The sequence below is a fragment of the Mycobacterium malmoense genome, from assembly GCF_019645855.1.
Classification (GTDB): domain Bacteria; phylum Actinomycetota; class Actinomycetes; order Mycobacteriales; family Mycobacteriaceae; genus Mycobacterium; species Mycobacterium malmoense.
In genome coordinates, this window is the sequence record NZ_CP080999.1 from 4073586 (window position 1) to 4095397 (window position 21812).

Below are 21812 nucleotides of genomic sequence, written 5' to 3' on the forward strand. Positions count from 1 at the left end.
GTGGTGGGCCGGTCGCCGTGCCGGGCCCCGGGAGGAGCATGCGGATATGGCTGACGGCTCACGCGCCGGATACCTCAAGTACCTGGCCGCGGTCACCGGGGTGTCGTCGATCGCGATCGGTGGCTATCACTTCGCCTTGGGGACGGCCTCGGTTCCGGGCGCGACCGATGCCAACGCGACGGTCGACTCGCGCGAGCGGTTCTACTCGGCCATTTTCGCCGGGTACGGCATCGCCTGGGTGCAGGCGGCTCGCCGATCCCCCATTCGCGTCGGTGATGTGTGGTTACTGGCCGGCGTCATGCTTGCCGGCGGCGTCGGGCGCCTGATCTCGGTGGTCCAAAAGGGTCGGCCACATTGGTTTCAGGATGTGCTCACGGCGCTCGAATTCGCCGTTCCAGCAGTATTTTTCGGGCTTGCCAAGGCTCAGCGGCCGACTACGGCCAACGGCTAACCGCTCTTGCGACGGAATTCCCGACGGCTCTCCAAGGGGCCGTGGGCCCGCGAGTGTCTGTCGCCGCCGTCTTTGTGATCGGAACCGCCCGCCGACTTGGCCTTCTTGCGGTCGAGGGCTTCCCGGAACTTGCGCTTGGTCTCGTCCTCGTGTTGGGACTTCGATTCGGCCATGCCGGCAGCCTAGCGTGCCTCGTGGTTTTACCACTTACCCGGCGGCATGCCGTACACGTGTGAGATCGGCAGGGTCAGCAGCACCCGCCGGTCCGTGACCATCGCCCGCCGGTACTCGTCCCAGTCCGGATGTTCACCGGCGATGTTGCGATACAAGGCAATCAACGCCTCGACGGTGTCGTCGTCGGGCGCGGCCGCCGGAGGCGTCAGTTCCGCCGTGCCTTCGGCCACGGCATACGACCACCCGTCGTCGGCGTCGACCAGGATCGAAGCCCGCGGGTCGCGGCGCAGATTGCGCGTCTTGGCCCGCGGCTCGGTGATCGATACCCGCACCGCCAGTTCGCGCGGGTCGAAGTGGTAACTCACATTCGACAGTTGGGGCCGCCCGTCGCGCTTGATGGTGGCCAACACCCCGAGGGAGTTCCCGCTGATCACGGCTAATAGCTTGTCGTCGAAGACTTGGCGTCCCATGCCAAAAGCCTACGTCGCGTCACGTCGCTCCCGGCCGGCCTGGTGGAATCGGACCATGACCAAGTACGCGGCATTCCTGCGCGGCGTCAACGTCGGCGGCGTCAACCTCAAAATGGCCGAGGTGGCGGCCGCGCTGACCGGCGCCGGATTCGCCAACGTGCGCACCGTCCTGGCCAGCGGCAACGTGCTGCTGGAGTCGTCCGCCGGCGTGGCCGCGGTGCGCAAGAAGGCCGAAGCCACGTTGCGCGAGAGGTTCGGCTATGACGCGTGGGTGCTGGTGTACGACATCGACACGGTGCGCACGGTCGTCGACGCCTACCCTTTCGAACGCGAGGTCGACGGGTACCAGTCCTACGTCACGTTCGTCGCCGACGCCGCGGTGCTCGACGAGCTTGCCAGGCTCGCCGAGGGTGCCGGTCCGGCAGAGAAGATCGGCCGCGGCGAGGGCGTTGTCTACTGGCAGGTGCCCAAGGGCAGCACCTTGGACAGCACGATCGGCAAGACGATGGGCAAGCCGCGCTACAAGTCCTCGACGACGACACGTAACCTGCGCACGCTGGCCAAAGTTATTGGCTAGCGCGCCAACCGATTTCGGCCGGCCTCAATCATCGGGCACATTGGTCAGGTAGCGCATCGCGTCGGATTTGGTCAGCCCCAATGCCCGGGCCACGTCGACGTACTCTTTGGCAGCGGCCGCCATCGCGGCGTCGGTCGGATCGAAGCGGGAAATGAAAGTGCCGAAGCGCCCACGTGTTTCGACGATCGCCGCCGACTCCAGCTCACGATAGGCACGGGCCACGGTGTTCGCCGCAACGCCAAGCTGACCGGCCAGGTCACGCACCGTCGGGAGCCGGCTGCCGGGCGGCAACGCGCCGCTTCGGACTCCGTCGATGACCTGGGTCCTGAGCTGGTCGAACAATGGTTTGCCCGCCTTCACGTCGACCCGTAACCAATCCCGCAGCTCCACGCACCCAGTATCCCGCAAGCGCGGCTATGTTTGTGGAATGCGGGTAACGGTGCTCAGCGGCGCGGGGATCTCCGCGGAAAGCGGCGTACCGACTTTTCGTGACGACAAGAACGGACTGTGGGCCCGCTTCGATCCCTACGAGCTGTCCAGCACCCAAGGGTGGCGCAACAACCCCGAACGGGTCTGGGGGTGGTATCTGTGGCGCCACTACCTGGTGGCCAACGTCGAACCCAACAATGGGCATCGCGCGATCGCTGCGTGGCAGGATTACGCCGACGTCACCGTCGTCACCCAGAACGTCGACGACTTGCACGAGCGCGCCGGTAGCAGCCCGGTGCATCATCTGCACGGGAGCCTTTTCGAATTCCGTTGCGAGCGTTGCGGTATGCCCTACACCGGTGCGCTCCCCGAAATGCCGGAGCCGGCGCTGGAGGTGGAACCTCCGGTCTGCCACTGCGGCGGCCTGATCAGACCCGACATCGTGTGGTTCGGCGAGCCGCTGCCCGACGAGCCATGGCAGCGCGCGGTCGAGGCGACGCAGGCCGCCGACGTGATGGTGGTGGTGGGGACCTCGGCGATCGTCTACCCCGCGGCCGGTCTGCCGGATCTGGCGTTGTCCCGCGGCGCGGTCGTCGTCGAGGTCAACCCCGAGCCGACACCGCTTACCCCGAGCGCCACGATCAGCATCCGCGAGAGTGCAAGCCAGGCGCTGCCCGAGCTGCTGCAGCGGCTGCCCGCCCTGTTGAGATAAGTCGAGCCTGCGCACAGATCGCGGTTCGTCCACAAAGTGGCACGCTCAGCGCAGTTTCGATGTCCCGCCGTCGGCGAGGCCGGCGAGCGTGCAGCCATGACAAGCAATAAACCCTTTATCGGCAGCGAGGTGGTGAAGGCCGGGACGCTGCGCAAGCATCAGCTGCGGTCCCGCTTCCGGCCGGTGTTCCCCGACGTCTATGTACGACGCGATCTGGGGCTGACGTTGCGCGACCGTGCAGTGGCGGCCTGGCTGTGGTCGCATCGCCAAGGCGTGCTGGCGGGGTTGACCGCGGCCGCGTGGCATGGCTCGAGGTGGGTGGACGAACACCTGCCCGTCGAGTTGATCTGGTCCAACGCGCGATCGCCACGCGGCGTGCGAACCTACGATTTTAGGCTTCGCCCAGCCGAATTCCGCACTGTAATGGGCGTACCGGTAACGACGCCGCCACGCACCGCATTCGATATCGCGCGCCGGAAGCCGATGGGGACCGCGATCGCCCACTTGGACGCCCTCATGCGCGCAACCGGAGTAAAGGTCGATCAGGTCGCCGAAATGGCGGACCGGCACCGCGGCGCGCGTGGGCTCAGACAACTGGAAACGGCGCTGGATTTGGCGGACGCCGGTTCGCAGTCGCCGAAAGAGACGTGGCTGCGGCTCCTACTGATCCACGCGGGATTGCCACGGCCGAGGACCCAGATCCCGGTAATGACTGCCGACGGCGCCCAATACTACCTCGACATGGGGTGGGAGGACTTGATGGTCGCCGCCGAGTATGACGGCGAGCATCATCGCCTCGACCCCTGGCAGTACAGAAAGGACATCCGTCGCAGAGAGGCATTGGAGAGGCTGGCCTGGCTCATCGTCCGAGTGGTCGCAACGGATCGTCCCGCCGACATCATTCGTCGGGTTCGTGATGCCCGGGAGTTTCGGGCATCGAGCCTGCATCGAAACTGAAATGGCGGCATCGAGCCTGCGCACAGATCGCGCTCGGCACGCCAACGGGCGCGCTGAGCGCAGACTCGGCGTGAGGGATCTAGGGCCGGCGTGCCCGGCCCAGCACCAACTCCGACACCGGCAGCGGCGCCCAGAACGGCAGCGTCCACTCCCGCCGGGAAGTGTCCACCTCGAATCCGGCCTCGACGATGGCGAGCTCGGTATCGCGATGGGTGTGGCAGTTGCCCAGCAACCTCGGCCACAGCGTGGCGTCGGCAAGCCACTGCAACCGGCCCCGCACGCCGGCGCTGGCCACATGCTCGAGATACCGCAGCTGCCCGCCCGGCCGCAGCAACGAACACAGACGCTGCAACACCATGGCGGGGTCTTGCACCGAGCACAGCACCAGCGAGCACACCACCGCGTCGAACGGCTCCCCGCCGCTGAACGCCTCCGCGGTCTCACCGGTCACGACAACCGGGACGGGCGCCGCGGCGGCCGCGGTGCGCGCCCGGGCGGCAAGCCGCGGCTCCGGCTCCACGGCCACGACGCGCTCAACGGAATCCGGATAGAAGGCGAAGTTGGTGCCAATGCCCGCCCCGACCTCCAGCACCCGGCCCGACAAGCCGGCCAGATTCTCCCGGCGCAGGGCCCGCACCGCCTCGACTTCGTGGGCGGCGACAACGGGCCAGATCCGCGCGAAGAACGGGTTGTCGACGCTCGATGCCGACGCCTCCGCAGCCGTCGTCCCCAAGGCCCCTCCAACTGTCGCTAGGTGGTCAGCCGTGCGCCGCGCTAACCAATGTTGGTCACCGACTCCCTGATCGGGCGGCCATCGTGCCGCACCGGTTCGACGTCTCCGGCCTGTGCGGCCGGGCCCTCGCTGATGCCGAACCGCTCGTGCAGCCACACCAAAGGCTTTGGCGCCCACCAATTCCAGCGGCCCATCACATGCATGAACGCCGGAACCAGGACCATCCGCACCAGCGTCGCATCCACGAACACGGCGAGCGTGAGCCCGAGGCCGAACATCCGCATGAACGATACGTGGGCGGCGATCAGCGCGGCGAACGACATCGACATCACCAGCGCGGCCGCGGTGATCACCCGGCCCGTGCGGGCCACGCCATGTGCCACACTCTCGTCGTTGGCGGCATGGGCCTGCGCCGCGCTTGGCGTCGCCGGTCGGGCGGCCCCGGACGCCAGCCAGTACTCGCGGATCCGGGAGATCAAGAACACCTCATAGTCCATCGACAACCCAAAGGCGATGCAGAACAACAGCACCGGCATGTTGGCCACCAGCGTGCCGCTCGGGGTTGTTCCGAGCGCGCCGAGGTGGCCGTCCTGGAAGATCCACACCAGCGCGCCAAAGGCCGCGGTCAGCGACAGCACGTTGCACATCAGCGCCTTCACCGGCAGCACCACGCTGCCGGTGAGCAGGAACAGCAACACGAAGGTAATGGCGGCCATCAGCCCCAACACCAGCGGAAGTCGTTCCGTCACCGCATCGACGCTGTCGCGGTTGACCTGCGCGACACCGGCCATGTCGACGGGTCGGCCGGCGGGCCCGCGCACCTCATGCAACCGCCTGAGCTGGGTGTCGGAAGCGTGCGAAAACAGCGGCGCCGCACTGCTCACCGTCAGGAATGCGCTGCCGTCGGCCCACCCGGTAGCCGACGTCGGTGGGCCAGCCCGGAATCCACCCGCGAACGTCCCGCCGGGCGCGGACACCGCCGACACGTCGGGAACCCGGGACAGGTCCGCGGCGTACTTATCCAGATCGGCCGGGCTGAGCCCACGGGCGTTGGGGACGACGACGGGCACCGCTGTCGCGGAATCGTGCGCGAAGTCGTTGCGCAACCGGTCACCGACTTGGTGCGACGACGCCGAGTGCGGCAGCACCCGGTCGTCCGGGAAACCCCACTTCACCGAGGTGAACGGGAGTCCGAGCAGCACCAGTAGCGCGATGACGGCCGAGCCGATCGGCAGCCAGCGACGCATCACATACTTGCTCGACCGGTACCAGAACGATTCCTCGACTGGCTTGTGCACGGGATCCGGGCGGCCCAGGATCCGCCGCAAAAGCCGGCGCACGTCCAGTGAATCCAGCCGGGGACCCAGCAGCGCGATCGCGGCCGGGGTTATCACGATGGATGCGGTCGCGACGAAGGCCACGGTGGCCACGCCGGCGTAGGCGAACGACTTCAGGAAGTACATCGGGAAGGCCACCGTCGCGGACATCGACAGCGCCACCGTGACCGCGGAGAACAGCACCGTGCGGCCGGAGGTGGCCATGGTCCGGATCAGCGCCTCTTCTCGATCGCTGCCCTCGGCCAGCTCGTCGCGATACCGGCTGACGATCAGCAGCGTGTAGTCGATGGCCAGCGCCAGGCCCAATGCCGTGCTCAGGTTGAGCGCGAAGATCGACACTTCGGTGGTAAACGTCACGAGTCGCAACACCGACATCGAGCCGACGACGGCCAGTGCGCCGAGGGCCATCGGCAATGCAGCGGCCAGCAGCCCACCGAACACCCAGACCAGCACCAGGAAGCTCAGCGGGAGCGCGATCATCTCCATCACCAGAAGGTCGGCCTGGTTCTGCTTGTTGATTTGGGCGTACTGCATCGCCGACCCGCCGGCTCGGACGGTGACGCCGTCACGATCGTGGACGAACTCGTCCGACAGGGTTTGGGCGTTTGTCTGAATGTAGTTTTCGCCGCCCTTGAGGTTGACCACGATCAACCCCGACTTCCCGTCGGTGCTGACGAGATTGGCGGCGGCCGGTGGCGGCGCGGTCCAGGCCGAGGTCACGTTGTACACCAATGGCGACCGTTGCAAATCGCTGACGAGATCGGTGGCCACCTTGCGAGCCTGCTCACTGTTGGTGCCCGCGGGCGCTGTGACCAGGACCAGCATTTGCTGCCCGCTCTGCCCGAACTTGTCGGTCAGCACTTGAATGGCGCGCGCCGACTCCGAGTTCGGATCCTGGAAGCCGCCGGGAGACAGGCTCTTGGCAACGGGAAGGCCGAAGATCGCGGCGGCGATGAACACCAAGACCGCCACCCCGATGATTCGTCGTGGCGCCGCGATGGCCAGTCGCGCGATCCGTTGCAGCATGTTCGCGTCCTTCCGCCTGTGCCACGCACAGGCCCCCACCGATCCGCGGTAACGTATCTGCGCCCAACTTACAGGTGTCAAACAAGACTGTTCGCTTAATGGACGAATCCAGCCGGCCGGATGGTTCATCTCGGCTTTGGACCCAGACGACGATAAGAGCCTGGTCAGAAAAACAGGCCACTCAAAGCGCAATCGGGTGCTCGATGACCGGAAACCTTACCCGCCGGTAAATTGCCATTGTTTTCCGAATCGTGACTCAAAGATTCCTTAAAGGTGGCCCATACGCTCATGGTCATGTGGATCGACGACTCGAGTGCCGACGTCATCAAGGCTGACTTCGAGGCCCTCTACCACGGCGACGTGCTGGTGGAAGGCGAGACCTCGGAACAGCTCGAAGACTGGCACCCGCTGCCAACGGCAAGCTGACCTCCGACGATGAGCGTGCTTGCACGGCTACTCATGGCCGAACCCGCCGTCAGCCGATGGTTTCGTCGATAGCCTTCGTGTTGTTCCGACGCCGAAAGCCCCCGCTATTTGCGGGGGCTTTCGTTTAGTCTCGCCCAAGCGCTCAGCGTGGCGCCATGCGAATGGCGCCGTCCAGGCGGATGACCTCGCCGTTGAGCATCGGGTTTTCGATGATGTGCACCGCCAGTGCCCCATACTCGTCGGGGTTGCCCAGCCGCGACGGGTGCGGCACCTGCTTGCCCAGCGACACCCTGGCCTCCTCGGGCAAGGACGCCAGCAGCGGGGTGTCGAACAGGCCCGGCGCGATCGTGACCACCCGGATCAGGTGGCCGGCCAGGTCGCGGGCGACCGGCAACGTCAGGCCCACCACGCCGCCCTTGGACGCGGAGTAGGCGGCCTGACCGATCTGGCCGTCGAACGCGGCCACCGACGCGGTGTTGACGATGACGCCGCGCTCTTCGCCTTTTGGTCCGACTGGTTTCGTCTTGGCGATCCGCTCGGCGGCCAGCCGAAGCACGTTGAAGGTGCCGACCAGGTTGATGTCCACGATCTTGCGGAAGGCATCCAGCGGGAAGACGCCGTCGCGGCTCAGCACCCGGATGGCGTTTCCGGTGCCGGCGCAGTTGACCACGATGCGCAGCGGACCCATCGACTCGGCGACGTCCAGCGCCCTGGCGACGGCGGCCTCGTCGGTGACATCGGCCTGCGCGAAGCGCGCGCGGTCGCCGAGCCCGGCAACCACGTCCTCGCCCCGTAGGTCCAGCACCACCACCTGCGCGCCGGCGTCGAGCAGCCGCTTGGTGGTGGCCAGGCCCAGGCCCGACGCGCCCCCGGTGACGACGGCCACGGCGTCTCTGATCTCCATGCGAATCCTTCCCTGTTGTCCAGCCAACCAGTTGGTTGGGGACTATACCCAGTCCTCGAGCACCGCTTCGATGTCGGCCGCCGGCGCCGCCGGGCGGGGCGTGTCGGGCGCCGTGCGGGAAAACCGCGGAGCCGGCATCGGCTGCGGGCCGCCGTCGACTTCGTAGAAGGTGTGGCGCTCGGTGACGTGCGGCTCGGTGTGGACCTCGCCGAAGGCCAGCACCGGTGTCACGCAGGCGTCGGAGTCGGCGAACACCTTGGCCCAGTGGTCGCGGTCGCGACTGGCGAACTTTTCGGTCAGCACGGCCCGCAGTTCGGGCCAGCGGCTGACGTCGTTTTGTCCGGGCAGGTCGGCGCCATCCAGGCCCAGCCCGGTCAGCATGGCGGCGTAGAACTGCGGCTCGATGGCGCCGACGGCGACGTAGCGGCCGTCGGCGCACTCGTAGGTGTCGTAGTAGGGCGCGCCGCCGTCGAGCATGTTGGTGCCGCGCGTGTCGGTCCACATGCCCGTCGCCCGCATGGCCCACATCATCTGGATGAGCACGCTGGAACCGTCGACCATCGCGGCATCGATGACCTGACCCTTGCCGGAGCTCTGCCGCTCCCACAGCGCGGCCAGGATGCCGAGCAGCAAGAACATCGAGCCGCCGCCGAAGTCGCCGACCAGGTTCAGCGGCGGCACCGGCCGCTCGTTCACCCGGCCGATCGCGTGCAGGATCCCGTTGAGCGAGATGTAGTTGATGTCGTGGCCGGCCTGCTGGCTGCGCGGGCCCGTTTGGCCCCAGCCGGTCATCCGCGCGTAGATCAGCCGGTCGTTGACCTTGGCGCAGTCTTGCGGGCCAAGGCCGAGCCGCTCGGTGACGCCGGGGCGGTAACCCTCGATCAGCACGTCGGCTTTGGCGACGAGCTTGAGCACGAGTTCGCGTCCCTCATCGGACTTGAGGTTGGCCGTCACGACGCGCCGGTTGCGCATCATGGCGTCCTTGGCCGTGCCGCCGGGACTGGTTGACGGCCGATCGACGCGCACCACGTCGGCTCCCAGATCCCCCAGGATCATCGCGGCATGCGGGCCGGGCCCGATGCCGGCCAACTCGACAACACGCAGTCCCTTCAGCGGTCCAGCCACGATCCACCGACCTTTCGTCTGCCCTGACGCCCGTACCGTTCGCATCTTCGCAGCCGCCCTCGACCCCCGTCGCCTAGGGTGGGCCCATGCCGCAATCCGCCATCGACACACTGGCCCCTGTCGCGGGTCTTGCCGTGACGCTGTCCGACGGCGTGCTGTCGGTGACCATCGACCGCCCCGACAGCCTCAACTCGGTGACCACCCCGGTGCTGGCCGGCATCGCCGACGCGATGGAGCGCGCCGCCACCGATCCGCGGGTCAAGGTGGTGCGCCTTGGCGGTGCGGGTCGGGGCTTCTGCTCCGGGGCCGGCATGAGCGCCGACGACGTGGCCGGTGGCGGCCCGGGCTCCGAGATCATCGCGGAGGCCAACCGCGCCATACGGGCCATTACCGCGCTGCCGCGGCCGGTCGTTGCCGTCGTCCAGGGACCGGCGGCCGGCGTCGGCGTTTCCCTGGCCCTGGCATGCGACCTCGTATTGGCTTGTGAGAAGGCGTTTTTCATGCTTGCCTTCACGCAGGTTGGGTTGATGCCCGACGGCGGCGCGTCGGCGTTGGTCGCCGCGGCGATCGGCCGGATCCGCGCGATGCGGATGGCGCTGCTGGCCGAGCGGTTAGCGGCCGTCGACGCGTTGTCTTGGGGCCTGGTCTCCGTGGTCTATCCCGCCGAGGAATTCGAGGCCGAGGTCGACAAGGTGATCTCGAAATTGGCGGCGGGCCCGGTCGTGGCGTACGCCAAGACCAAGGATTCGATCAACGCGACCACCCTGACCGAGCTGGACTCCGCCCTGGAGCGAGAATTCCGCGGACAGTCGATCTTGCTGCGATCACACGACTTCATCGAGGGCGCAACGGCTTTCCAGCAGCGCCGCACTCCTAACTTCACCGACCGCTGAGCGGGTCAGCTCTTGGCAAGGCTGCCGTCAGCTCGGCGCCAGCGACATCTGGTAACAATCCCCGACGAACTCACGGACCAAACCACCGGACCACTAGTTTTCAAAAATGTACTGTCAAAGCCCGAACAGCGACGGCAAAACGAGCACCATCACCAGGCCCCACACGACATGGGTCAGCATGGGTGCCAGAATTCCGCCGCTCGCCCGGCGTTCCAGCGCGCATACCGTCCCCAGGATGATTGCGGCGAACCCGAGCATCAAGTTCCCGCTGGCCATGGTTGCGCAGGTGTACACGATGGTCGAAATCGCCACGGGCGCAAGGCGACCCAGCGCGGTGTAGAGCGCGCCGCGGAAGAACATCTCCTCGCCGATGGCGTTGACCATGGTGATCAGCACGATCGGCAAAAGCGATCCCTGATGGGCGAATTGCAGCACCCGGATGATCAACGCCGAGATGGCCGGAATGTCCCTGGCGATCATGCCGCCCAGCACGAAGGCGCCACCAAGCAGCAGACCGATGGTGGTGCCCGTGATGACCGGGCGTTGGTTGCGGCCACGCCAGCAGATGCCGCCCAGGTGCAACGGTCCCGAGAGGAACGCGCCGACGATCCACACGGCCGCCAGCGCCAGCGTGAGCCAGTAGAAACTCGACTCACCCGGCGTGCGTCTTAGCGAAACCCCAAGCACCGCAGCGCCGATCGCCAGCGTGATCACGACGACGACGCGTCGGCGCCGCACGACGCCGGGCGATTCATGGTGGGGCACAGCGACATTGGTGATCGCGCGATGCAACTCGGCGAAGACGCTGGCGCGGTAGGGAGTAGTCGACTGGCTCATGTCGGACGTACCTTCGCGGTCAAAGTGGACAGGATATCGAGGCCGGTTCGTAGCGCACCGGCGAGCGGTCCGGGGACGACGTTGACCAGCCGCAGGGTGGGGCGCGCAACGGACGGGGTAATCGCGCAGGCGAACCGCCGGATGCGCAGCGCATCCCCACCAGCCCACGCGGGATCGGTGTCGGCGAGATGGTGGGGGTCAGCCAGGGCGTTCACGGGCAGGGGGCGTTTGGACTGATCCGCCAGGGCCAGGGCAATGGCTTCGTCGACGGCGAGCAGCCCGCCGGGCGGGTCGGGCACCCGATCGCGCAGGCCGCTGACGGAGGCCACCATCGGATGGTCCAGCGATTCGACCAGGTCTCCCGCCAGTCCCAGAGGCACGGGCAGCGCGACCCCGGTGACCAGCGACGCCAGCGCGGTGTCGACCCTGCCGACCGGCACAGCGGCGTGCCACCTGCCGGAGATGCGCGCATATGTCTCCAGCAGCTCCCGATAGGACGTGGTGTCCGGGCCAGAAATGTCGTAGGCGCCTGCAGGCACCTGGTTGGGATCTGCCGCGGCGACCAGATAGTGCAGCACGTCGCGGATCGAGATCGGGTCGATCGGGTTCTCCATCCAGCTCGGTATCGGCATGAGCGGGAACCGATCTCCCACGTAGCGCATCATCTCGAACGACGTCGAGCCAGCGCCGATGATCATCGCCGCGCCCAGCCATACCAGTTCCGGGCCGTCCTCGACCGTCAGGGCTTCGGCCACTTCGGCCCGGCTGGCCAGGTGCTCGGACAGGGCCTCGTCGGCGGGCACGAAACCGCCCAGGTAGACGATGCGGCGCACACCGGCGTCCCTGGCCGCGGCGGCTACGTTCGCGGCCGCGGCCTTGTCGGCGTCTCGGAAGCCGCGCTGGCCGATGGCGTGCACGAGGTAATAGACGACGTCGATCGGGCCTGCGGCTTCCATCGCTGCCCGCACCGACGCGGGATCGGACGCGTCGAGGGTGACCGGCGTGATGTCGTCGAACCACCCTAAACGCTTGAGACGCTGCGGGTTTCGGGTGGCAGCGACCACCTGGTGCTGGTTTTCCAGCAGCGCCGTAACCAGCCGCGATCCCACATAGCCAGTGGCACCGGTGACCAGGATGCGCATACTCCCGACCCTAGTCCGCGTGGAGGTAGATAGCTTTCACCGAAACTCGTGCCGCTACTCGGGCCGACATTGCTCGGGTGGTCGCAGACCGCTCGGCTGAGAAGCACACCCGACAAGCGAATTGGCCCCCTTCTTGCCGAGGGGGGCCAATCGCCGTTGGCGGTCACCGGCTCGCATCGGCGACCACCACTGGACTCAGAGCATTCTGAGGAGGTTGATGATCATCGTGCCAATCTGGGTTGCGATGGTGCCCAACGTCGACGGGAGGCTCGCCAGGACCGATGGAAGGCTTTGCAGCATCGATGTCAAGGTGCCAGAGGCCTCGCCGGCAATGGTGCTGATGGCGGGAGTCAGCGAGGGCCATCCATTGGTCAGCTGATAAGCAAAATTCTGTGCTGCTGCGAGGAGGCTGCCGCCGCCAAGGATGTTCTGGGCATTGGGTGCCACGATTGAATTTGTCAGACCTGGGTCAACGTAGTGCAACAGGCCGTTGAGAAGGCCGTTAGGGGGACCGAGTGTTCCAGGAATCGCCGGATTGCTCAGCACGCCTTGGTTTAGGCCGATGCCGGCCTTTGGATACCCATTGAGAAAGGCGAACGCTGTCGCGCCGGGTATGTTTGCGACATTGCTGATCGTTCCAGCCAGGTCGCCCGCCGTCCACGAGTTATAGACGGCTTGGAGAGCCGCAGCAAAGCCCTTTTCCGTCGTCGTCGCAAGACCGGTGAGATCGCCTCCCAGGATCGTTACAGTGGTGCTGGTGAGATATTTGGTCGCGTTGGCGAAGTTTTGCGTGATGTATGCGGGGATCCCAAGCACTGAAAAAAGCGGTAATCCGACCGAGGTTGCGAACTGACCCAAGGGGTTCAGCGCTTCGAGCAAATTGTAGACGCCGTCTGTGAGATCACCCGCAGCGATCTGACCAATCCCCTGTTGGATCGCCTTCCCAAGCTGAGGGAGGAGGTTGACCATGTGCGTTGCAGCCCCTTGAAACGGCTTCACATAGTCGATTCCGTATTGGAATCCGTTTGCCGCAATCTGCTGCAACACCGGGAAAGGAACTTGCGTCCAGTTGCCGAATAGGTACTCCAAGTTGGAGCCGGCTGTGGAGAAAGTGTTAAGCCACGTCTGGAATGGTAAGGCGACATCGCTGAGAATGCCGGCGGGTACAGCTGCAGCGGTCGCTCCGCCGCTCGCCAGCGAGGCGAGGTCGTTTTCCACGCCGGCTAACAGATCGATCACGCTGTCGGCGACGCCGGTGAGGCGGATGTCGGACACGCTCACCCGGGATCGTTGTTGAGCCAGGTGAGGATCGGGAAGGCACTGAGCCATGGGACCTGCGGCGAGGACGGCGGCGCTGGCCAAGGCGACTGTGGCGGTGATGTGGGGGCGGGCTGCGAGATCCACGACCATCTCCTTAAAATCGGGTACTTCGAATTCGGATGGTCAGAAAGTAGCTGAGGACAACCTGAGTTTCGGGCGAGTTGAGGCGAGTTCGGCCAATCTCGGCCCGCAAACATCGCGTCACGCAAACTATTCGAAATAAGGTAACCAATGCTCATAAAAGTTTTGAAAGACCTGGAGTTACCCCCCCCCCCGAATTTTAGTTCAGACCGAAACTACCCGAGGGCGGCTCTTGGCATACGTTTGCCACACCCATGCGGTACGCGCAGCAAACCCCGCTATCCCAAAACGCCTAGCAAGCCTCTCACCCGCCGAGCCGCCGCCACACCAACAAGCCACACCCCCGTGACGGGCACAGCCCGACAACCCGCACAACGATTCTTATCACCCGCTACCAACCACAGCGTGAGTGCCACCGCGGCCCAACGACCACGCCGAACCAGCCGTCGTCACTAGCTGGCCGGCCAGCGGTTCGGTAAAGAGGCCATGGACCTCCGTGCTACCGCACCGGCCCGGCACCGGGGCTCACTCCGCAATCACGCTCGCATCGGGCGTCACGCAGGACCCGGCGGCGCGACCGTCGTTAACACGCGCGCGGCATGTTGAACCGAACTACCTACGGCACCGTAACCCGGTACATGGACACGATCACAGGGGGCAATCCCGTGCGCGCGGGCGTCAAAACACCGATAGTGGATCCGTCGATCGCTGCGGCTGCGGTGAAGTTTCCGCCGAACCGGTACGCCCAGGACGAGGCCATCGGGGCGTTGACCGACATCGCCGGCCCGGAGTTTCAGCGGTTCGCCCTCAGCAGCGGGGTTAAGTTTCGCAACATCGCGCTGCCGCTGTCGCGATACCCCAAGCTGAGCGGCTTCACCGAGGCAAACGATGCCTACGTCGAAATCGCGCTCGGCCTGGCCGAACAGGCGCTGCTCGCGGCGCTCGACGAAGCAAAGGTCAAGCCATCCGAGGTCGACATCGTCTTTTCGACGACCGTTACCGGGCTCGCCGTACCGACGCTGGAGGCACGGCTGGCGGCACGGATTGGGTTGCGCCAGGACGTCAAACGCGTCCCGTTGTTCGGCCTGGGCTGTGTCGCCGGCGCGGCGGGCGTGGCACGCATACACGATTACCTGCGCGCCTTCCCCGACCAGGTGGCGGCCCTGCTGGCGGTCGAACTGTGCTCGTTGACCATTCAGCGCCAGGACAATTCGGTGGCCAACCTGGTCGCCACCAGTCTTTTCGGTGACGGTGCCGCGGCCGTCATCGCGAAGGGCGCAGGCCAGGCTGCCGCGGGTCCCAGGGTGTTGGCGACCCGGAGCCGGATCTACCCCGACACCGAAGAAGTCATGGGCTGGAAGATCGGCAGTGATGGCTTTCGGATCGTCCTGTCGGCCGACGTCGCGACCGTCGCCGAGAAATATCTGGGCGACGACGTCCGCAAGTTTCTGGCCGACCATGGACTGACGCCGCGCGACGTGTCGGCCTGGATCTGCCACCCCGGCGGGCCGCGGGTGATCGAGGTCGTCGAGACCGTGTTGGATCTGCCCGGCGACGCCCTGGACCATACACGAAACTCGTTGCGCGACAACGGTAATTTGTCGTCGGTGTCGGTGCTCGATGTGCTTCGGGCCAACCTGGCCGATCCGCCACCAGCGGGTTCGATCGGGCTGATGATCGCGATGGGTCCCGCGTTCTGCTCCGAGCTTGTGCTGCTGGCTTGGTAGAGCTGGTAAAGACTATAGGCATGTATTACCTGCTGATCCTGGCGGTCGGGCTCGAACGCGTCGCGGAGCTGATCCTGTCCAAGCGAAACGCGCGATGGTCTTTTGCCCAGGGCGCCAAGGAGTTTGGCCGACCACACTACGTGGTGATGGTCATCATTCACACCGCGCTGCTGGTGGGCTGCATCGTCGAACCGTGGGCGCTGCACCGGCCGTTCATCGCCTGGCTGGGCTGGCCGATGCTGGCCGTGGTGGCGTTGAGCCAGGGGCTGCGCTGGTGGTGCATCACGACGCTGGGCCGACGGTGGAACACCCGGGTGATCGTATTGCCGGACGCGCCGTTGGTGCGGCGGGGCCCCTACCGGTGGCTGCACCACCCGAACTATGTTGCAGTGGTGGCCGAAGGATTGGCGCTGCCACTGGTACACACGGCGTGGCTGACCGCTATCGGCTTCACGCTGGCCAACGGGATCGTGCTGGGGGTGCGAATGCACGTGGAGAACTCCGCGCTGGGTTACACATGACGAGCTACGACACCGATCTGCTGATTGTCGGCGGCGGCCCGGGCGGCCTCGCCACGGCGTTACACGCTCGCAGGCATGGACTTTCAGTGATCGTGGTGGAACCGCGGGAGAGCCCGATCGACAAGGCGTGCGGCGAGGGGCTGATGCCCGGCGGGCTCGCCGAGCTGACGTCGCTGGGGGTGGACCCGGCCGGCATGCCGTTTCATGGGATCGCCTACGTGAGTGAAAATCGTCGGGCGCAGGCGCGCTTTCGCAGCGGGCCGGGACGGGGCGTGCGACGCACCACCTTGCATGCGGCGCTGGCCGCACGGGCCAAAGAGCAAGACACCGAATGGATCCCGGCACGGGTGACAACCGTCGAGCAAGACGCGCATGGCGTGACCGCCGCCGGGGTGCGCGCAAAATGGCTGGTGGCGGCCGACGGATTGCATTCGACGGTCCGGCGCGCCGTGGGAATCAATGCCACGGCCGGACGGCCGCGCCGCTATGGCGTGCGCTGGCATTACCGGGTGCCGGTGTGGTCGGAGTTCGTCGAGGTGCATTGGTCCCGTTGGGGCGAGGCCTACGTGACGCCGGTGGAACCGGACCTGGTCGGCGTGGCGATCCTGTCTCGCGGACGACCCGACCTCGCCTGGTTCCCGCGACTAGCCCGACACCTCGAGGGCGCCAGCCGCGGGCCGGCCCGCGGCTGTGGTCCGCTGCGGCAGGTGGTCTCCCGCCGGGTCGCGGGACGGGTGCTGCTGGTGGGCGACGCGGCCGGCTACGAGGATGCGCTGACCGGCGAAGGCATCAGCCTCGCGGTCAAGCAAGCGGCCGCAGCCGTCGAGGCCATCGTCAACGAGACACCGTCATCGTATGAGGCTGCGTGGCACCGGGTTACCCGCGATTACCGGCTACTCACCCGAGCGCTGGTGCTGACCAGCACGCCGCGCATGACCCGCCGTGCCATCGTGCCGGCGTGCGCGGTGTTGCCCGCCGCGTTCCGGACCGGCGTGAACATCCTGGCGCACTAACTTCTCGGCGAATTACCGCGTCGTTGTCCCTTCGGGAGTTTCAGTCGAGGTGTCCAGGTGCGCCGTGTGGATAGGTGCATCAATCCATGTCCAGCGGGAGCCTGGCCGCATAGCTGACCAGTGCTTCGAGATCCCGATCCGGTCCCCGCCCACCGGGTCAGCTATTAACGCGCCTTCCAGACCGGCTCCCGCTTCTCGGCGAACGCCAACGGCCCCTCCCTGGCGTCCTCGGATTTGATCAGGATGCGCATCTCGCGGACGGTGCGCTCCCAGCCCGGTTCGTCATCGACGATGACCCCGTCGTCGACGCCGTAGGCGATTCGCTTGCTGGCCTGCACCGACAGCGGCGCGTTGACGGTGACGCGCGCGGCCATCGCCAGGGCGGCGTCCAGCACCGAACCCTGCTTCACGACCTGGTTGATCAGGCCCCATCCATGGGCGTCAGATGCAGTCAGCGGCTCGCCAGTCAACAGCAGTTCCATCGCCACCTTGCGAGGCAGCTGATCCATGATCCGGAAGACACCACCAGCGGCGGCGATCAGCCCGCGCTTGACCTCCGGCAACCCGAACTTGGCCCGCTCGTCGGCCACCACCAGGTCGCTGGCCAGTGCCAACTCGGTGCCGCCTCCCAGCGCGGTGCCGTTGACCGCCGCGATGGTGGGCTTGTCGATGAAGTGGTGCACGTAACCGGCGAAGCCCCACTCGGGGTGGTCGGGGTGGTACAGGTTCTCCCGGCGCGCGATCGCCTTGAGATCGGCTCCGGCGCAAAACGATTTGTCGCCGGCGCCGGTGATCACCACGGCCCACACTTCCGGATCGCGTTGGGCTTCCTCCAGCGCGTCCCCGACGGCGGTGCTGACCGCGCCGTTGACCGCGTTGCGGGCCTCCGGCCGGTTGATCGTGATGACCGTGACGTTGCCGCGGCGCTCGGCCAGCGCCGCGGGCTGGCCATTGGTCACAGCAGCTCCACGATGGTCGCGTTCGCCTGGCCACCGCCCTCGCACATCGTCTGCAGGCCGTAGCGAATTCCCTTGTCCCGCATGTGATACAGCAGCGTGGTCATCAGCCGCGCGCCCGAGCCGCCGAGCGGGTGGCCGAGCGCGATCGCGCCGCCGTTGGGGTTGAGCTTCTTCTCGTCGGCGCCGATATCTTTCAGCCACGCGAGCGGGACGGGCGCGAAGGCCTCGTTGACCTCGTATGCCCCGATGTCGTCGATGCTCAGCCCCGATTTCTTCAGCACCTTCTGGGTCGCCGGGATGGGCGCGGTCAGCATGATCACCGGGTCGGCGGCGGCCAGGGTTGCGGTGTGCACCTTGGCAATTGGCTTCAGGCCCAGCTCCTTAGCCTTCTCGGCGGACATGAACAGCAGGGCGGCCGAACCGTCGGAAATCTGCGAGGAGTTGCCGGCATGGATGACGCCGTCCTCCTTGAACGCCGGCTTGAGCGATGCCATCTTTTCCATCGGCGTGCCGCGGCGGATGCCTTCGTCCTTGAGCACGACATTGCCGTCCTGGTCCTTGATGCCGACAATCTGGTCGTCGAACGCACCGGAATCCTGTGCCGTCGCGGCCTTTTCGTGCGACGCCAGCGAGAACTCGTCGAGCGCGGTGCGGTCGAACCCCCACTGCTGCGCGATCGCCTCCGCCCCGAGGCCCTGGTTGGGGATCCGGCCGTCATAGCGGTCCAGGAAGGCTTGGGGATACGGCCGCCCGCCATTGGCCAGCGACGAACCCATGGGGGTCCGCGACATCGACTCGACACCGCCGGCGACGACGACGTCGTAATGCCCGGCCACCACGCCGGCCGCGGCGAAGTGGATGGACTGCTGGCTCGACCCGCACTGGCGGTCGACGGTCACACCCGGGACGCTCTCGGGCCAGCCGGCCGTTAACAGCGCGGTGCGGCCGATGTCGAGGGCCTGCTCGCCGGCCTGCATGACGCAGCCCCAGATGACGTCGTCGACGATCCCGGGGTCGATGCCGGCCTTGTCGACCAGCCCGTTGAGGACCTGCGCGGCCAGGTCGGCCGGGTGCACCCCGGACAGCCCGCCGTTGCGTTTCCCGATCGGTGAGCGGACTGCCTCGACGATGACGGCTTCAGCCATGGTGATGTCTCCTTTGACGCTAGGGCCTGACGTCGATTGTCAACCAACGCGTTGGGAGACCGGGGGGCGGGGTGGTCGATCTCGCCGACCGTGCGCAGAATGCCAGCCGCAGCGGCGTGTCGGTGTGCAGACACGCACGCTCGCGGCGATTAGAACAGCACCGGAAGTGACGTGGGTGATCGGAACACCTGGCCGCGGATGTGCGGGTCGTTGCCGTCGGGATCCAGACGCAGGTTGGGCAACCGGTCGAACAGCAGGTTGAGCGCCACCCGCATCTCCAGCCGGGCCAGGTGCATTCCGAGACAGACGTGCACACCGTGCCCGAAGCCGATGTGCGCCCTGGCGGGACGGAAGATGTCGAAGCGATCCGGGTCGGGGTAGCGGTCCTCCTGCCGGTTGGCGGAGCCCAGCATCGGCATCACCGACGACCCGGCGGGGATGGGCACGCCCGCCAGCTCGGTGTCGCGGGTCGCCACCCGGGTGATCGTCAGCAGCGGCGGTTCCCACCGCACCGCCTCCTCGATCGCCTGCGGCAGCAGCGAGCGATCGGCGCGGACCGCGTCCAATTGATCTGGATTGCAAAGCAATCCGAACAGCATGTTGCCCAGCGAGCGGTACGTGGTTTCGACGCCGGCGGGCAGCAGCAACCGGAGGAACGAGAAGATCTCGTCGTCGGAGAGCTTCTCGCCGTCGATCTCCGCCTGCGCCAGGCCGCTGATCAGATCGTCGCGCGGTTCCGCGCGCCGCGCCGCGAGGATCGGCGTGAAGTACTCCTCTAATGCCGCCGACGCGGTGCGGCCGCGCTCCGGGTTGATGGTGAAGCTGAGCAGCGAGATCGACCAGCGCTGAAACTGTGGATAGTCCTCGCGCGGCAGACCCAGCAGGCCGGCGATGATCTGGGTCGGGTAAGGAAAGGTGAACTCCTTCACCAGATCCGCGCGGCCGCGGGCGACGAACCGGTCGATCAGCTCGTTACCGACCCTCCCGACCAGCTCGTCCTCCCACCGCGCTAACGCCTTCTGCGAGAATGCCTTTGCTACCAGCGATCGGTGGCGGCCGTGTTCCGGCTCGTCCATCCCGAGCATGACGTGGCGGCCCAGCACATCACCGAACGCGTCGATGATGATCGCCGACGAGAACGTCTCGTTGTCCCGCAGCATCTGCTGCACCTCTTCGTGGCGGTACACGATGAAGACGGGCTTGGATTCCGCGTGCGGCATGCCTGACATCTCGATGCGCTGCACGGGTTCCTCGCGCCGCAACCGGGCCAACTCCGTGTAGGGATCCCGGACATCTCCGGAGACCACGTCGTCGAAAGCCCCGAAGTCCTCGAGATCGTCAAACAGCTGCACTCGTCACTCCCCTCAGCCGGCCGGATACCCCACGGATTTGATCTCGGTGTATTGGTCGAACCCGGCTACACCGTTCTGGCGGCCCACCCCGCTGGCCTTGTACCCGCCGAACGGTGTGTCGGCGCCGTAGGGAGCGCCGCCGTTGACGCCGACGAAGCCGGCGCGCAGCCGGCGGGCCACCGCCAGCGAATGCTCCAGTGAACCCGACATCACGTTGCCGGCCAACCCGTAGGGGCTGTCGTTGGCGATCCGGACCGCGTCCTCCTCGTCGTCGAAGGGGATGACGGCCAACACCGGACCGAAGATCTCCTCCTGGGCAATCGCCATGGAGTTGTCGACGTCGACGAAAAGCGTTGGCCTGACGAAGAATCCCTTGTCGAAGCCGGTGGGCGCGTCGGGCCCGCCGACCAGGGCGGTGGCACCCTCGTCGACGCCCTTGCTGATGTAGCCGAGCACCCGCGCGCGCTGCTTGTCCGATATCACCGGGCCGCACAAGGTTCCCGGGTCCTGGGGATCGCCGCACGTGACGTTCTCGTAGATGCTCTTCAGGATCGCCACACCCTCGTCGTAGCGCGACCGCGGCAGCAGCATCCGGGTCGGGTTGGCGCAGCCCTGGCCCGCATGCATGCACGGCGCGATGCCGATGGCGCACGCCAGCCCGAAATCGGCGTCCTCCAGCACGATGGTGGCCGACTTGCCGCCCAGCTCCAAAAACAGCCGCTTCATCGTCGCGGCGCCCTTTTCCATGATCCGCTTGCCGACCGCCGTGGAGCCGGTGAACGAGATGAGGTCGACCTTTGGCGACAGCGTCAGCTCCTCGCCCACCAGATGATCCGATGCGGTGACGACGTTGACGACACCGGCTGGTATGTCGGTCTTTTCGGCGATCAGCCGGCCCAGGCGCGTGGCATTGAACGGCGTGTCCGGCGCCGGCTTGAGCACCACGGTATTGCCGGTGGCCAGCGCCTGACCGAGCTTGTTGATGGTGACCTCGAACGGGAAGTTCCACGGCACGATGGCACCGACCACCCCCACCGGCTCCCGCCACACCTTGCGGGTGGTCAGCGCCCCGGTGAGGCTGATGACCACGTCGCCCAGGTCGGTTTCCCACGGGTACTCGTCGATCAACTTGGCGGGATAGCGCAGCCCGTCGGCCAGCGGCGCATCCAACTGGGGGCCGAAGGTGATCGCCCGCGGCGCGCCGACCTCGAGGATGAGCTCCTCGCGCAGCTCTTCCCGCTCGGCGTCGATCGCCTCGTGCAGCTGCAGCAGGCAGCGCTGGCGCAACGCGCGGTTGGTCGACCAGTCGGTCTCGTCGAAGGCCCGCCGGGCGGCGTCGATGGCCCGGCGCATGTCCCCCTTCGACGCGTCGGCGATCTCCCCAAGGGTCTCCTCGGTCGCCGGGTTGATGTTGGTGAAGGTGCCGGCCTGGCCGTCGACCAGCTCGCCGTCGATCATCATCTTCGGCTCGAAGCGGACCTTTACAGCCTCAGTCATGTTT

The 21812-nt window shown here is 66.6% G+C and carries 23 protein-coding genes; 9 read left to right on the forward strand and 14 right to left on the reverse strand.

Annotation, left to right across the window (positions count from 1 at the left end):
- Window positions 1-46: 46 nt before the first annotated feature.
- Entirely contained in the window at window positions 47-451 is a 405-nt protein-coding gene (locus tag K3U93_RS18620) for a DUF4345 domain-containing protein (protein WP_083010783.1), read from the forward strand.
- On the opposite strand, the gene K3U93_RS18625 is transcribed toward K3U93_RS18620, so the two are convergent.
- Both K3U93_RS18625 and K3U93_RS18630 read right to left on the reverse strand, forming a co-directional pair.
- A complete protein-coding gene (locus K3U93_RS18625; RefSeq protein WP_139796983.1) occupies window positions 448-624 on the reverse strand; it encodes a DUF5302 domain-containing protein in 177 nt (58 codons plus the stop codon). The two genes, K3U93_RS18620 and K3U93_RS18625, sit on opposite strands and share 4 nt — an antisense overlap.
- Window positions 625-651: 27 nt before the next feature.
- Entirely contained in the window at window positions 652-1095 is a 444-nt protein-coding gene (locus K3U93_RS18630; RefSeq protein WP_083010784.1) for a PPOX class F420-dependent oxidoreductase, read from the reverse strand.
- Between the two features lie 55 nt (window positions 1096-1150).
- Between K3U93_RS18630 and K3U93_RS18635 the strand changes: the two genes are divergently transcribed.
- Window positions 1151-1672: a DUF1697 domain-containing protein gene (locus tag K3U93_RS18635; RefSeq protein WP_083010785.1), complete on the forward strand. Its 522-nt coding sequence runs from the start codon at window positions 1151-1153 to the stop codon at window positions 1670-1672.
- A gap of 24 nt (window positions 1673-1696) precedes the next feature.
- Here K3U93_RS18635 and K3U93_RS18640 read toward each other — a convergent pair whose 3' ends face one another.
- On the reverse strand, window positions 1697-2062 hold the full coding sequence (locus tag K3U93_RS18640) for an Rv1152 family transcriptional regulator (protein WP_071510355.1): 366 nt from the start codon (window positions 2060-2062) through the stop codon (window positions 1697-1699).
- Window positions 2063-2099: 37 nt separating this feature from the next.
- On the opposite strand from K3U93_RS18640, the gene K3U93_RS18645 reads away from it, so the two are divergent.
- Together K3U93_RS18645 and K3U93_RS18650 are read left to right on the forward strand one after the other, a co-directional pair.
- Window positions 2100-2813 (forward strand): NAD-dependent deacylase, encoded by a 714-nt coding sequence (locus K3U93_RS18645; RefSeq protein ID WP_071510356.1) that lies wholly within the window; start codon window positions 2100-2102, stop codon window positions 2811-2813.
- A gap of 96 nt (window positions 2814-2909) precedes the next feature.
- Window positions 2910-3770, forward strand: coding sequence for a type IV toxin-antitoxin system AbiEi family antitoxin (locus tag K3U93_RS18650; protein WP_083010786.1), 861 nt, complete (start codon window positions 2910-2912; stop codon window positions 3768-3770).
- A 79-nt stretch (window positions 3771-3849) separates the two neighbouring features.
- Here K3U93_RS18650 and K3U93_RS18655 read toward each other — a convergent pair whose 3' ends face one another.
- Together K3U93_RS18655 and K3U93_RS18660 are read right to left on the reverse strand one after the other, a co-directional pair.
- The gene (locus K3U93_RS18655; protein WP_083010787.1) at window positions 3850-4503 is read right to left on the reverse strand and encodes a class I SAM-dependent methyltransferase; all 654 of its coding nucleotides are present in this window, start codon (window positions 4501-4503) and stop codon (window positions 3850-3852) included.
- A 41-nt stretch (window positions 4504-4544) separates the two neighbouring features.
- Window positions 4545-6866 carry an MMPL family transporter gene (locus K3U93_RS18660; protein ID WP_071510359.1) on the reverse strand — a complete coding sequence of 774 codons (2322 nt, stop codon included), beginning with the start codon at window positions 6864-6866 and terminating at the stop codon, window positions 4545-4547.
- A 294-nt stretch (window positions 6867-7160) separates the two neighbouring features.
- Here K3U93_RS18660 and K3U93_RS25305 point away from each other — a divergent pair, with 294 nt between their 5' ends.
- Window positions 7161-7292: a hypothetical protein gene (locus K3U93_RS25305; protein WP_139796985.1), complete on the forward strand. Its 132-nt coding sequence runs from the start codon at window positions 7161-7163 to the stop codon at window positions 7290-7292.
- 142 nt (window positions 7293-7434) lie between these two features.
- Here the strand turns inward: K3U93_RS25305 and K3U93_RS18665 are convergent, their stop codons facing one another.
- Complete coding sequence (locus K3U93_RS18665; protein WP_083010788.1) at window positions 7435-8196, reverse strand: 3-hydroxyacyl-CoA dehydrogenase; 762 nt, start codon at window positions 8194-8196, stop codon at window positions 7435-7437.
- 42 nt (window positions 8197-8238) lie between these two features.
- The gene (locus K3U93_RS18670) at window positions 8239-9321 is read right to left on the reverse strand and encodes a CaiB/BaiF CoA transferase family protein (protein ID WP_083010789.1); all 1083 of its coding nucleotides are present in this window, start codon (window positions 9319-9321) and stop codon (window positions 8239-8241) included.
- 86 nt (window positions 9322-9407) lie between these two features.
- Between K3U93_RS18670 and K3U93_RS18675 the strand changes: the two genes are divergently transcribed.
- Window positions 9408-10214: an enoyl-CoA hydratase gene (locus tag K3U93_RS18675; protein ID WP_083010790.1), complete on the forward strand. Its 807-nt coding sequence runs from the start codon at window positions 9408-9410 to the stop codon at window positions 10212-10214.
- Between the two features lie 114 nt (window positions 10215-10328).
- Here the strand turns inward: K3U93_RS18675 and K3U93_RS18680 are convergent, their stop codons facing one another.
- The 3 genes from K3U93_RS18680 to K3U93_RS18690 form a co-directional block, all read right to left on the reverse strand.
- A complete protein-coding gene (locus K3U93_RS18680) occupies window positions 10329-11051 on the reverse strand; it encodes a CPBP family intramembrane glutamic endopeptidase (RefSeq protein WP_083010791.1) in 723 nt (240 codons plus the stop codon).
- Entirely contained in the window at window positions 11048-12193 is a 1146-nt protein-coding gene (locus tag K3U93_RS18685; RefSeq protein WP_083010792.1) for an NAD(P)H-binding protein, read from the reverse strand. The genes K3U93_RS18680 and K3U93_RS18685 overlap by 4 nt, the downstream gene beginning before the upstream one ends.
- A gap of 195 nt (window positions 12194-12388) precedes the next feature.
- Window positions 12389-13603 carry a hypothetical protein gene (locus K3U93_RS18690; protein ID WP_083010793.1) on the reverse strand — a complete coding sequence of 405 codons (1215 nt, stop codon included), beginning with the start codon at window positions 13601-13603 and terminating at the stop codon, window positions 12389-12391.
- Between the two features lie 629 nt (window positions 13604-14232).
- Between K3U93_RS18690 and K3U93_RS18695 the strand changes: the two genes are divergently transcribed.
- From K3U93_RS18695 to K3U93_RS18705, 3 genes are read left to right on the forward strand one after another with little or no spacing between them, the layout of a single operon-like run.
- The gene (locus tag K3U93_RS18695; protein ID WP_139796987.1) at window positions 14233-15321 is read left to right on the forward strand and encodes a type III polyketide synthase; all 1089 of its coding nucleotides are present in this window, start codon (window positions 14233-14235) and stop codon (window positions 15319-15321) included.
- A 20-nt stretch (window positions 15322-15341) separates the two neighbouring features.
- Complete coding sequence (locus K3U93_RS18700; RefSeq protein ID WP_083010795.1) at window positions 15342-15842, forward strand: isoprenylcysteine carboxyl methyltransferase family protein; 501 nt, start codon at window positions 15342-15344, stop codon at window positions 15840-15842.
- Entirely contained in the window at window positions 15839-16855 is a 1017-nt protein-coding gene (locus tag K3U93_RS18705) for an NAD(P)/FAD-dependent oxidoreductase (RefSeq protein ID WP_083010796.1), read from the forward strand. Before K3U93_RS18700 ends, K3U93_RS18705 begins: the two co-directional genes overlap by 4 nt.
- A gap of 164 nt (window positions 16856-17019) precedes the next feature.
- On the opposite strand, the gene K3U93_RS18710 is transcribed toward K3U93_RS18705, so the two are convergent.
- From K3U93_RS18710 to K3U93_RS18725, 4 genes are all read right to left on the reverse strand, one after another.
- Window positions 17020-17814, reverse strand: coding sequence for a crotonase/enoyl-CoA hydratase family protein (locus K3U93_RS18710; protein WP_083010797.1), 795 nt, complete (start codon window positions 17812-17814; stop codon window positions 17020-17022).
- Window positions 17811-18959 carry a thiolase family protein gene (locus K3U93_RS18715; protein WP_083010798.1) on the reverse strand — a complete coding sequence of 383 codons (1149 nt, stop codon included), beginning with the start codon at window positions 18957-18959 and terminating at the stop codon, window positions 17811-17813. Before K3U93_RS18715 ends, K3U93_RS18710 begins: the two co-directional genes overlap by 4 nt.
- 149 nt (window positions 18960-19108) lie before the next feature.
- Window positions 19109-20311 (reverse strand): cytochrome P450, encoded by a 1203-nt coding sequence (locus K3U93_RS18720; RefSeq protein WP_083010799.1) that lies wholly within the window; start codon window positions 20309-20311, stop codon window positions 19109-19111.
- A 12-nt stretch (window positions 20312-20323) separates the two neighbouring features.
- The gene (locus tag K3U93_RS18725) at window positions 20324-21808 is read right to left on the reverse strand and encodes an aldehyde dehydrogenase family protein (RefSeq protein WP_083010800.1); all 1485 of its coding nucleotides are present in this window, start codon (window positions 21806-21808) and stop codon (window positions 20324-20326) included.
- Between the last annotated feature and the right edge of the window lie 4 nt (window positions 21809-21812).